Below are 12,862 nucleotides of genomic sequence, written 5' to 3'. Positions count from 1 at the left end.
TATTTATTTAAAGACTTAGAAATTGCTGGAAAAGAAAGTATTGGTAGGTATCAAAGACATTTAAGAAAAGATAATTTTGATATTTCTGAATTCAAAAAAGAAGAAGAATATTTTGGAACAATTGCTTTTGAATCAAATGTAGATTTGAGTTTAGAAGATGTATACACACTTTATGATCAAAGATGAGAGATTGAAGAAATGTTCAATTTTTACAAAAACATTTTAGAATTATCAAAAACCAGAGTTCATTCTGAAATGAAAGTTTATACAACTGAATTTATAAACTACTTATCATTAATAATTGGAACACGTGTTAAGAACCAATTTATTAAATTGGACTTGCACAAAAATTATTCTTTCAAACAAATAATAGAATATTTAAGAAGTTATAAAATAGAACAGATAAGTGGTAAAGAATGAAAGAAAAGCAAGATGTTGAAATACGTTCAAAACCTTGCTGATTTATTAAATGTATAGTATTAGACTAAAACTTTTTTATTACATGCAACCGCAACTGCACCAGTTGTAGCAACTATTGCAACTGATCCTAAAATTGTTAATAATTTTTTCATAAGTTTGTATCCTTCTCTAAATCGAAAATATATTTTGAATTTAAATAAGTACAGCCAAGAGATTTTTACTTTTTGCAGTACTTAACTTTATTCTTTTTTTGTTCAATAAATTTACATAATTGCTAGCAACGGTTGTAAAAATTTATAAATTAAAATAAAAAATAACTCTTTAAAAGAGTTATAAATTATTATTGGTTATTAAATAGTTCATTTAAATCTTTAACTGATTTACTAGTTATTTTTGAAAGTTGATTAAAAATTTCTTCTTTTGTTTTTTTGTTATCTACTAAATCTTTAATTTGTTTTATAGCATTATTTATTTTAATTTCATTATCTTTTTCAATCTTTGAACTTATGTTTAATGAGATGATATCTTCTAATATTTCTAAAACATTTGCTTTATTTTCTTCAACTTTATCATCTTTAAACATTTCTTCTTTTTTAATATTAGTTAATTTTTCAACTTCTTTAACTAAATCTTCAATCATCTGTTTTTCTTCATTTGTTTTGTGTAATAAAACTTCTTTAGCAGTATTAATTTGATCATTTAAGATTTTTTTGATTTCTACATCGTTTTTTGAGTAAATAGTTCTTCAACTTTAGCTTTAATTTCACTAATTTCTTTATTTACACTTTCTTCAATATATTTATCTAAATTATCTATTTCAAATTTTTCTTCAATTACAAATTTAGCAAATTCAAGTAATTTTTCATTTTCATATTTTTCTTTTTGTGTAGTTGAATTTTTACATGCAACAACTGAAGCAGTTGATGCAATCATGGTTAATGAACCTATAATTGTTAATAATTTTTTCACTGTAATATCTCCTTATCTTTTGACTTCATTTTCTTTAATTATATATATATATATATATATAAATCAATAGGTAAGTTAAAGAATGACTCGTATTGCTAGAAAATAAATAATAAATAGGTCAAAAAAACTATTAGATAACTATTTAGCTTGATCATATATTCAAGACTTTTATATGTTAAGCTTTTTATAAAATATTAATAATGTAAATATTTTATATTTATAGATATAGGCGGACAGGTTCTAACCGGCCGTTCCTACAAATTTATGACCTGGAGAAATAAAAAAAATAGAACCATTACAACTAACGAAGTTGTCTTTTTTATATATCGATATTGCAATAAAAACAAAACTTTTAATGACTAAAACACATTAACTATAATTGTATGAATTTATATTAAATACTTATTAGATATTTAATATAATTATTTTATATTTATATACACTTTGGAGAGCTAATGATAAACATAAAAGAAAAGCAATTAAAAAATGTTAAATTTATAGACCTTTTCGCTGGATTAGGTGGTTTTAGACTTGCATTAGAATCTCTAGGAGCAAAATGTGTTTATTCAAATGAAAAAGATAAACATGTAAAAGCGGTCTACCAAAGCAATTTTAATGATTATCCAGATAATGATATTACTTTAGTTGATGAATCAAATATTCCAGATCACGATATTTTATGTGCCGGTTTTCCTTGTCAAGCATTTTCAATAAGTGGAAAACAAAAAGGTTTTGATGATACAAGAGGTGCATTATTTTTTGATGTAGCAAGAATAGTTAAAGAAAAAAAACCTAAAGTTATCTTTTTAGAAAATGTAAAGAATTTTGCATTTCATGATAATGGAAAAACTCTTCAAGTAGTAAAAGATACTTTATATGAATTAGGATATGATTTTTATAGTGATGTTTTAAACTCTTTAGATTTTGGAGTCCCACAAAAAAGAGAAAGAATTTATATTGTTTGTTTTAGAAAAGATTTAAATATTAACTCTTTTAATTTTCCTAAACCTTTCAAATTAAATAAATTTGTTGAAGATATATTATTAGAAGATAAAGATACTGAAAAACTTGTTATAAAACGATCTGACTTAACTTTAAAAAATGAAATTTCAAATACTAATTCTATTAAGTCTATAAGAATTGGAACTGTTGGTAAAGGTGGACAAGGAGAAAGAATTTATAGTGTTAAAGGAACAGCTATCACACTATCTGCAAATGGTGGTGGAGTTTTTTCAAAAACTGGAGGTTATCTTGTTAATGGAAAAACAAGAAAACTTCATCCAAGAGAATGTGCTAGATTAATGGGTTATCCTGATTGATATAAAATAGATAATTCTTTTAATCGAGCACATAAACAATTTGGAAATTCTGTAGTTGTTGATGTTTTACAATATATAACAATTAATATAGCTAAAGCTTTAAATCATGAATATAATTTTATCTAATCTTAAAAAATATTATGCTATTTTTTTAAGTGTATCTTCGAAGTGTTTCGAATCTTCTTTCAACATATTTTCATCTAATTTTTTAAATAATTTTAGACTAAAAATTACATTAGAATTTCTTATATTTGAAAGATGTCTAATATCATATCGATCATCTTTCCACTTCAATAGATATCTATTATTTTCGCTTCTAATAACTAGATTGTCCAAATCTTGTTCACTTCTGATATCCACATCTTCGAAAGTGTATTTTATTTGATTTTCTTGTAATGCTTTTTTAAAATCATCCAAATTCTTAATACTCAATCTTCTTGAACCACTTTGTTTTTCTCTATAAATAGCAAACACATTAAAATAAGAAGATAATTTATAAATTGGAAAAATAATATATTTTGATTCATACAATGTGATAATGAATTTCACATTCTTATTTTCATAATAATTAATTATTCAGTTATAAAATATTTGTTTATCTAAAGATATTTCGGCTTTAGTTTTTTTATATTCTGAAAAGAAACTAAAATTACCATTCATATAAGTCAAGATTTCTTCTGAAAATTCATTTAATTTACTTTTATTTTTATCTGAATATATAAACTTCTTATTTTGTTTATCTTCATTCAAAACAAATTGACCTGATTGAGAAATTGGCATTTTGACTTCTATATAAAACTTATTTGTGTGATCTTTATATAATATATCACTAGTATTAGAATTGGATTTACCTTCTAGACTAAAATTGTTTGGATGTGAAAAATTATTTTTTAAAAATTCTAGTGCTTTTTTTTCAAATTGTTCTCATTTCATACCATTTACCAACACCTAACTTTTAGTCTTATCATTTAAAACAAAAATATCATTTAATATTTCAGTCTTACTAATTTTATGTTTACTTAAGTTTAATAAATTAATTTTTTTGCTACTTAATTTTACTAATAAGTTTTTTGATTCTAAATCATATTCAAAAGTATCAGCACTTAATCCAACTTTATCTAAACTATCTAATTCTAATTTAATTTGTTGTTGATCTGAAAAAATCACAGGAGCATTTAATGTTCTAAATTTATTAGTTGAAACTGGCATTAATTCTTGCATTTCATATAATGACACTTCAGGATAAATAATTGCACCATTGGCAGATTTCATAAATCCAGTAGATCCACTTGGTGTTGCAAAAACTAAACCTGTTCCTTTAAATTCTTCTAAAAGTTCATCATTAATATAAATTTTTGTTGTTAATGGTCTTGTATGATTTGTAACTTTAATTTCATTTATTGCATAAACTTTTTTATCATTAAAATTAACTTCTAATAAACCAAGTTGAGTAATATTTGCATTTTTTAATAAATCACAACAAATCGCTTCTTGTAGATCTTCGATTCTATTTTTATTAGTGTAAAATCCAATTCCACCGAATTTAATTGGAGCAAAAACTAATTTATCTAATAAATGTTGGTATTTGTGAATGGCTACTAAAAAAGTACCATCACCTCCAATTACAAAAACAATATCAGGATTTTTTTCATCTTCAACAAAATTATTTTTATTTAATAATTCTATTAATTCATTTTTAATACTATTTGTTTTATCATAATTATTTGTTACTAAACTATATTTCATATTAACAACTCCTTTACTTGTTATTATATACATTTAATTGAAAATAACTTGTTTATAAAATTAGTTATATTTTAATTTTAAAATTAAAAATCTCTAACAATACAGTTAGAGAAAATTATCTAAATTTCTGTTTCATTAGTATGAGCTATCATTAATTCTTTAATTGAAATATGTTGTGGTAATTGATAAACATATAAAATAGTTTTAGCAATATCAAGTGCAGTTAATCCACCATCAATTTCATTAATAAATTGCATATGCTCATCTAAAATTTCTTTTTTAGTTGAATTTAATAAATTAGTTGCAACTGTTCCTGGTTCAATTAAAGAAAATCTAATATTTGTATTAACTAATTCACGTCTTGTTTGTTCTGTAATTGCATTAACTGCAAATTTAGACCCATTATAAACTGCATGATCAGTATATGTATATCTACCTGCAACACTTGAAATGTTAATTATAGTTCCATGATTTTGTTTGATCATACTAGGTAAAACAGCATCCATTCCATTAATTACACCTTTAATATTAATATCAATCATATCATATTTTTGTTGTATGTTTTGATCAACATATTTATCTAAAATCATAATTCCAGCATTATTAATTAATAAATCAACTGGACCAAATTTTTCTTCAGCTAATTTAATTGCATTTTTAATTTCATCTAAATTTCTAACATCAACTCGTGCAGTAATGCAATTATCTAAATTTAAATTATCTAATAGTTCTTTTCTTCTAGCCATTATTAATAAAGGATAACCTAAACTAGAAAATAACTTAGCACATTCTAATCCAATACCACTACTTGCACCTGTAATTGCTACTAATTTTTTCATATCATCACTCCTGTTAACCAAGTTTTTTAATTTTATTAACAACTATTTTGCTTAATCTAGTTCAATATAACATAGATTCTAATAAAAAATCTTTTTCACTATCATCTTTTAAACCATTAGATCATTTATTAGAATAAATATTATGTAATTCAGTAACTATTCTTAATCTGTAAACTCAACTATCAAGTTCTGTAGCAGTAAGAAAAGTTTTACTTAATAGATATTTTTCATCTTCTTCTAGATTATATTTTTCTTCAAAAAGTAATTTAACATGATAAACCAATCCAGTTTCAAATAATTCGAAATCAGAATCTTTCAATTTATTAATAGGTGCATCTTTTAAATTATAAGAACTATTAAGAAGCGATCTTATTAATTTGATAATAAACATATACACTCTAAAAGTTCCATCTATTTGTTTAAACGGTGTTGTTTTATATAAAAAGTAATCTAATGATGTTAAAGTTTTTGATTCTTTTATACCTGTTTTTAATTCTTTAAAATATGGTTGAAAATCTAGATGTCGTGTTTCATTTAAGGTATTTGATTTTACATAATTAATTTGTTTTAAAATATCAACTTTTAACTTTTCTAATATAAATTGTTCTAGTGTTATTGCCATATTATCATTCACCATTTTCAAAACTGTATAACTGTTTATATCTTAATTTGTAATAAAATATTGATTTATCACATATATTAGTTCATAGATACAAATCTTTTATTAAATTTGATCTTAATGAATAATATTTTTGTTCAGTTACTAATTCATGATCGTTTTGTTTTTTTAATTTTTTATTTATAATTTCTAACTTTCGATCAGATACAGTTTTTATTTCATTTAATAAATTAAGATTATTTGAAAAATCATCATTATCTAATTTATTAATATCAATTAAAAAGTTGATAAGTTTTTTTGTTTCATCATTTTCATTTAAAAACAAAACTAATTTATCTAGATAATTTTTGTATACTTTATAAAATTTTTTGTTTAAAAATTCGATAAATTTATCATAACTTGTTACAGTTTCATCAATTTTATTTTCTATTTCTAAACATAGTTTAAAAATAGGTCTAAGATACTCATAAACTTTTATAACGTAAGGATAATATAAATAATAATTAAGTACATCGTTTTTATTGTTTGGATCATTTAAAAATTCATTAACTAAATCTGGAGTTTGTAATGGGTTGAAATCTAATAATAGTTTCTTTTGATTTTTTCTAAACTCTTTTTTTATTTTAGCTCTAGATATATTGTTTTTAATATAAGTTAATTCTTCAGTCATATCAGCATTACTAAAAACTAATAAACGTAATTTGCTAGACATTAAAGTTAGTTCATCATCTAATGTAATTCACATCACAAGATCTAGTATCTCATTTAATGACTTTTTTGCAATTTTGTATCGTTCTGACATATTTTAGTTTCCTTTATCTACTCATATTAGTATTAGAAAAAAGTTTTAATTTATTTACCTATGATTGATATTTTTTATATCTTTACAAAATTAATTATAACTAAAAAGTTCCTTACCAAAAGACACAATTAAGTTATATATTAAATTAAAGAATTTAAGATATCACCCGAGTTTTACACTTGTTATGCCAACAAATAAATAAAAAAGATGAAAAGTTCAGATTTTAAGGGGTATTTCATCTTTTATCTTACTTCTATTTACTTTTTCCGATGTTATTCTAAAATATTTATAGAATACATTACGATAAAGGAGATAAGATAAATTTTAAAGATTCAACTGTTAAGACAATTTTTAGAGTCGTTAGAGGGTATTAAGACAAAAATTGACAAGTTAAACAGGAAATTGTTAAAAGTTTTAGCTATCTAGAAGACTAATGAGATCAAAATGAAAGAACAAACACAATAAAATCACTAATGATAGATGTTGAATTTGATAAAATTTTGAACTCTATAAGATTTAAATAACAATTGAAAAGTTGTTGCACTTTTTAATTTAGCACAACAACTGTAAAACTCGGGTATTTAAGAAAATAATACTCCTAGTTTTATTAATTTTAACTAATATTTTAATAATTTAATATTTTAGAATTTCAGAAAGAATTTAAAATTTTATTAGTTATCAACATAATATTATTATATAATTATTGATGATTCCGTAGAAAGAAGTTTTTTGTATTGCTTAAATTACAAAGGAGGTTAAATAAATGAAAAAACTTATAACGTTGTTATCAACTGCAATTATTGCTATGTCTGGAGCAATGGCTGTTGTTTCATGTAAAAAAGAAGAAGTGCGTACTAATTCTCAATTTATTAAGGGGGATGGTAGTTTAGATATTGATGCTAAAGATTTATTAAAATGATATAAAGAATGAAATGGTGTAAATCATGATGAAGGATTTATTAACTCTTTTTATAATACTTTAGCTGTAGGAATATTAAAAGGAATTGCTGACAAAAAAGAATTTAAATTACCAACAGGAGAAGAAGCTAAAAAACGTGGTTGAGATGAGAGTTTAAACACTGAACTTGAAAATCTTTTAGGTAAACAAGATGGATCAACTCCTAATAGTTTATATAGTTTTGCTCATAGTGCTTTAAAAGATAAAAAAGAAAACGAGTTTAAAGATAATCATAAAGGTTATATAAAATTCTTAGAAGATAAATTTAAAAATGTTAAAAGAGGAGATGAAAAGAGTTTAGAAAATGCCTTTTTATCAGATTATATTTTAAGCGATCCTTCTAATAGTGCTTTTATAAGATTAAAAAATACTTTAATGTTTAACTCAACAATTTCTAATTCATTATGAAGAAAAGGTATTCAAACTAATGATTTAGATGTAAGTGCTATTGTTAAAAAGTTTGCTGAAGTTGATGCTTATAAAAATAAAAATACTTTAGATGACTTAGCTAAAGCTATTAAAGAAGTTTTTAGTAAAGATAGTGTTGATTGAAATACTTCAGCAGTTAGCTCATTTACAGATTTAGTAAACTCAGTTGGTGGAGTTAATTTTGGAAATAATAATAATAATAATATTTCAATTACTTACAGTTCACCAGAACAAATTCAAAAGAAAATTAAAGAAGAAAATAGTGAAGAAAAATGAATTAAAACAATTCTAAAAAGATTTGCAAGTAAATCTAAAGATGACAATTCAAATAAAGGTATAAATGAATTTATAAACTGAGTTGAAGTTGACAATTATAATGGTCCAAATAATTTTGTAAACTATGAAGGTTTAACTCCTCGTTCTTGATCGAAAATAGTAAAACAAATTCCTGTTTTAAATGGAAAAGATCTAAAAAGAGATGATATTAAAGGGAACTTCGGATCAATTACTGTTTCACAAAAATTCTCAATCGATAATTACTTTAATAGAGAAAAACCAGTAATGGTGTCAGATCTGATCTTTAACTTTGCAAACTCTAAGAAAAAAGAAGACGTTGAAAAACAATTATCACTAGAAGCATTAATTCCTACTTCGTCAACTAGTAATGATTTAACAAAAGAACTTGTAAATAGATTCCAAGGAATTGCCGCAACTTTAAAAGCTTATGTAAAAGATGATCAAAAAGATGGTAAAGAAGGTCCATACACTGCAGGATTAAGTCGTTTTGATACTATCTTTAGAGGGGCAGATCGCGTTTTAAAAGCTAATGTTTCAGGTAGTGCAAAAAACTTTAGTGAGTGAACTCAATGAGATAAAGAAAACACTTATCATAAAGTTAATAAAACTGGTGACTTATTAACAATTAGTGATACTTCATTTTCTAATGTAGCTAAATACTCAGTTTATGATTTCTTAACAAATAATAAAGATAACAATAGTTCAAATGGTTTTGAATGAAATGATCACGAAATGCTAATGAAACAAAATCTAACTAAATGAGGTATAAGTGATAGTCAAGCAGACTCCATAATAAGTGCTCTTGAAAATCGTGATGAAACAAAAATTGCAATAGCAAACGTTATTAAATTATTTGAAAAAGTTAATCAAAAAGCTAACAGTTTAGGATATGCAATCAACAACGGTAAAAACATGAATCAAAATATGTTTACTGTATTAAATAAAGATAATGGAATAATCGCTTACATCGATGGTGATGGTTTACATATTACTAAAGTTGATGGTTACAAATTAATGAATCAAAAACCTAAAAGAGATGAGCAAAATGAAATTGATATTAATAAACAAACAGCAATATTGAAAAAAATAGATTCTTTATATACTTCTTCTGATGGTAAAGATTTAGTTCCCTACTTAGTAAACTCTATGTTAAAAGATTCTGTAGCACCTGTATTACTACCAATTAAAACTGAAGAAAAAGTTTGAGCATGAACATCTAACGATCTAAAAAACTCTACAGCAGTTTCAAACATGGGAGTAGAAATTCAACATTTAAACAATAATTTCAAAAACAATTACGAAAGATTCTTAGTTAACACTTCTTTAATTGATAATACAAAAACTAAAACATTCTATAATACAAACATTTTAAACGAGGTATCTAAAGCAACTGATATGTCATCAAGCAATTTAAGTTCACAAGCAAGTTGACTATTAGGATTATTCTCAAAAGTATTTAAAAATGATGAAATCATTAACAAAATAATCAAACTTCCTGAACAAGAAGTATCTGAAAAAAAAGTAAACGAAGCAGGAAAACGAGATATTAAAGCCGAATTCGACCATTTAGTAACAAGTGTTATTCTAGATAGACAAAAAATGGAAAAAACTTCTGCTATTAGTCAATTCTTATCAGATAACCAAAAATGATTAATTTCAATTTGTGAAAACTGAAAAACTCAATCTAAGGATGTGACTAATATTAAAAAATTCATTCCAGATCAAGCAATAGATTTAACTTCAGACAGCAAAAAAAGATTTAACGCATTATTAAACTCGGAGATTTTTAATCCAGATGTAGTAGTAAAAACAGAAAGCGAGGGAAAATAATATGAAAAAATTATTAACTTTTATAAGTTCTTTTTCTCTTATTTCTGGTGTTGGTATTACAGCTGTTTCATGTAGTTCAGTTCAAAGATTTAAAGATGTATCAATTACTGATGAGTTAGCAAGTAAAATTATTTATGGTTTACAAAATGATCCTAACTTTAATTTTAACAATGGTAATTTATTCTATAAAAATCTAGATTACAAAAATAAAGTCATTGATATGATGAATGAAAAAATTTCATTACTTAACTACAAAAACTCCATAACTTTACTAAACCAAAACCTAGGTCTTTCTGATGGTAAAGAAGGTAAAAATAATGAAACATATTCAGAAGATTCTGGATTTGAAAGAAATAAAGAAGTTTTATCAAACTTAGCAACATTCAACTTATTTAATGAATACACAACAAAAAGACTTGAATCACGTGCTGATATTGATGAAACAGATAAAATATATAGAGATAAAATTCATCCATTAAACCCGATAACATTAAAAATTGATGGAAAAGAAAAAGCTGGAAAATACGCTATATATTTCAAACAAAAAGAAAATGGAAATAATAAATGATCAAGATGACAAATGACAGGAGAATTTGATTTACTTAATTCTCGTACTATTAGTACTTTCCAAATTCCTCCAATTGAATTATTAACTAACTTAGGAAATAACTTTAGAATTGGTATTTTAGATGAAAAAGAATCTAAAGATCAAGAATATATTACAAATACTAACGTTGTTGGTGATAATGGTAGGGGATCTACTAATGGAGCAAATGATAGTTCAATCAAATGATACCAAAATGAAGATAAGAAAAATTTTGAAACAAATGGTGAGGGAATCATGAAATACAGATTCGCTTACTACTTCAAAACTAGAGTTGAATCAAAATTATTCTCAAACTTATTAGGTAGTTCATACTTAGATTCAAAATTATATGAAGATGTTTTCGATAACACTACTGCATCATCAAGAAAACTTATCTTAAACGGTGCTAGTCAATTAATTAGTAATATTCAAACAAACTTTAACCAACAAACTAATACGGTTTCAAATGTTAAAATGGTTTGAGCATTATCAACTGAAGCAAAAAATATTACTAAAATTGATCAATTAATTAATAAATACTGAGTAAACGGTCAAAGATTAAAAAACAATAAACTTTCATTAAAATCTATTTATGAAATAATCACAACTAAAGGTTTTAGCGTTAGTCTTAAACAAGGATGAGGAGGAAAAATTCCTCAACAAATAGGATTAGAAATCCAAAACGAAAGTAAACAAGGATCAGATCCATTCTTAGCTTTATCAGGATTTAACGGATTTGTTCAAAACGATAAAGAAACTATTAAAAGTTTAAACGGTGATTTAAAGATATCTGATGATGCTAAAAAAGATGTTTCTAAAATAAATACACCTATGATATTAACCAATAATGGTAATGGTTATGATTCAGATGTAAAAGGGAATAAAGAAGTTATATTTGTATTACCAATTTATCTAAATGATATTTTCTCAACAAGTGATATTCAAATTCAAAAAGAAAAAGAAAACGGATATAGTTTAAATATCTTAGAAAACACTTGAACAGATATGAGTCAAAAATTTGATATCACTGATAAAGCTAATGATGAAAAACAAGTTACAATCAAAGAAATTTCTAATGAAAATTCTGATAGTAAAGTTGAAATAGCTAATAAAAATAATAAATGATACGTTAAGTTAAAAAACGGTGAAAGAGAAAGCAAAATAAAAGTTGTTTACAACAATGAAGAAACAAAAACAATTAAACTTAAAAAAATAGAAAAATCTAAATACAAAACCTTAGATGTGACTAAAAACTTAAGTGATAGTAGCAATAATAAAGACCTATTTAGTAGTGTTGATTCTAACTTTACACAATCACTTATAAGTTATGATTACAATATCAAAAACTTTAGAGATATTAAAGATAAACAAAACTCAATTTTTGATTGATACAACTCAGATAAAAGTTCAGTTGACGTTTTAAGTTTATCTGCAGAAAATAAACAAACATTATTAGATCAATTAAAATCAATAATATCAAATAATGATGATGTTAAAAATGCAGCAAAAACTGAATTATACAGCCAATACCTAAATTCAGATCAAGTTAAATATCAAGAATTATTTGATGAAATTTCAAAATTCATACGTGACGATCAAGTAACATTTGACTAGTAGAGGTATAAATTATGGATTGCATATTCTGTAAAATAATTAACAATGAAATTCCTTCATATAAAGTTTATGAAAACGATAGTGTATACAGTTTTTTAGATATACAACCAGCAAGTGAAGGACACTGTGTAGTTATTCCAAAAAAACATTTTAAAAACTTTAGTGAATGTGATGATAAATATTTACAAGAAATTGCTATTGCTAAAAAACAAATAGTTAAAATTTTAAAAGATAAATTAGATCCCAAAGGTTTTAACTATTTATCAAATCAAGAAGCTATAGCAGGTCAATCAGTATTTCACTATCATGAACACATTATTCCTAAATATAAAGAAAATGAAGGGTTTAACCTAAGTGCAAATAGAGTTGAAATGAAAGATGTTCAATCTGTTTATGAATCTCTTAAATAAATAAAAATAGAAGCTATAGGAGCT

General features: G+C 24.1%; 13 protein-coding genes. 5 read left to right on the top strand and 8 right to left on the bottom strand.

Features of this window, described 5'->3' with window-relative positions; translation table 4 throughout:
- On the top strand, nucleotides 1-477 hold a 477-nt coding region (locus AB668_RS04120; protein WP_152908063.1), incomplete at its 5' end, for a transposase.
- 2 nt (nucleotides 478-479) lie between these two features.
- Here the strand turns inward: AB668_RS04120 and AB668_RS05755 are convergent.
- From AB668_RS05755 to AB668_RS04110, 3 genes are all read right to left on the bottom strand, one after another.
- The gene (locus AB668_RS05755; RefSeq protein WP_235443348.1) at nucleotides 480-572 is read right to left on the bottom strand and encodes a lipoprotein; all 93 of its coding nucleotides are present in this window, start codon (nucleotides 570-572) and stop codon (nucleotides 480-482) included.
- Nucleotides 573-760: 188 nt separating this feature from the next.
- Nucleotides 761-1,060, bottom strand: coding sequence for a hypothetical protein (locus AB668_RS04115; RefSeq protein WP_050517747.1), 300 nt, complete (start codon nucleotides 1,058-1,060; stop codon nucleotides 761-763).
- A gap of 77 nt (nucleotides 1,061-1,137) precedes the next feature.
- Nucleotides 1,138-1,389, bottom strand: coding sequence for a lipoprotein (locus tag AB668_RS04110; RefSeq protein ID WP_050517746.1), 252 nt, complete (start codon nucleotides 1,387-1,389; stop codon nucleotides 1,138-1,140).
- Between the two features lie 455 nt (nucleotides 1,390-1,844).
- Here AB668_RS04110 and AB668_RS04105 point away from each other — a divergent pair, with 455 nt between their 5' ends.
- Nucleotides 1,845-2,834, top strand: coding sequence for a DNA cytosine methyltransferase (locus tag AB668_RS04105; RefSeq protein ID WP_050517745.1), 990 nt, complete (start codon nucleotides 1,845-1,847; stop codon nucleotides 2,832-2,834).
- Nucleotides 2,835-2,846: 12 nt separating this feature from the next.
- Here AB668_RS04105 and AB668_RS04100 read toward each other — a convergent pair whose 3' ends face one another.
- The 5 genes from AB668_RS04100 to AB668_RS04080 form a co-directional block, all read right to left on the bottom strand.
- A complete protein-coding gene (locus tag AB668_RS04100) occupies nucleotides 2,847-3,641 on the bottom strand; it encodes a hypothetical protein (RefSeq protein ID WP_050517744.1) in 795 nt (264 codons plus the stop codon).
- Between the two features lie 15 nt (nucleotides 3,642-3,656).
- On the bottom strand, nucleotides 3,657-4,454 hold the full coding sequence (locus tag AB668_RS04095) for an NAD(+)/NADH kinase (RefSeq protein WP_050517743.1): 798 nt from the start codon (nucleotides 4,452-4,454) through the stop codon (nucleotides 3,657-3,659).
- 119 nt (nucleotides 4,455-4,573) lie between these two features.
- Complete coding sequence (locus tag AB668_RS04090; protein ID WP_050517742.1) at nucleotides 4,574-5,293, bottom strand: SDR family oxidoreductase; 720 nt, start codon at nucleotides 5,291-5,293, stop codon at nucleotides 4,574-4,576.
- A gap of 13 nt (nucleotides 5,294-5,306) precedes the next feature.
- Complete coding sequence (locus AB668_RS04085) at nucleotides 5,307-5,915, bottom strand: hypothetical protein (RefSeq protein WP_050517741.1); 609 nt, start codon at nucleotides 5,913-5,915, stop codon at nucleotides 5,307-5,309.
- A gap of 1 nt (nucleotide 5,916) precedes the next feature.
- Nucleotides 5,917-6,714: a hypothetical protein gene (locus AB668_RS04080; protein WP_050517740.1), complete on the bottom strand. Its 798-nt coding sequence runs from the start codon at nucleotides 6,712-6,714 to the stop codon at nucleotides 5,917-5,919.
- A 763-nt stretch (nucleotides 6,715-7,477) separates the two neighbouring features.
- Between AB668_RS04080 and AB668_RS04075 the strand changes: the two genes are divergently transcribed.
- Genes AB668_RS04075 through AB668_RS04065 form a run of 3 tightly spaced genes read left to right on the top strand, consistent with a single transcriptional unit; the run spans nucleotide 7,478 to nucleotide 12,838 of the window.
- A complete protein-coding gene (locus AB668_RS04075; RefSeq protein WP_050517739.1) occupies nucleotides 7,478-10,228 on the top strand; it encodes a hypothetical protein in 2,751 nt (916 codons plus the stop codon).
- 1 nt (nucleotide 10,229) lies between these two features.
- Nucleotides 10,230-12,428, top strand: a complete 2,199-nt coding sequence (locus AB668_RS04070) for a lipoprotein (RefSeq protein ID WP_050517738.1) — start codon at nucleotides 10,230-10,232, stop codon at nucleotides 12,426-12,428.
- Nucleotides 12,429-12,442: 14 nt separating this feature from the next.
- Nucleotides 12,443-12,838: an HIT family protein gene (locus AB668_RS04065; protein WP_050517737.1), complete on the top strand. Its 396-nt coding sequence runs from the start codon at nucleotides 12,443-12,445 to the stop codon at nucleotides 12,836-12,838.
- Nucleotides 12,839-12,862: the final 24 nt, after the last annotated feature.

This window comes from Mycoplasma sp. HU2014 (assembly GCF_001199495.1).
Lineage (GTDB): Bacteria > Bacillota_I > Bacilli_A > Mycoplasmatales > Mycoplasmataceae > Mycoplasma.
Note: the sequence above shows the minus strand (reverse complement) of the source record. Positions and strands in the feature narration are given on the sequence as shown.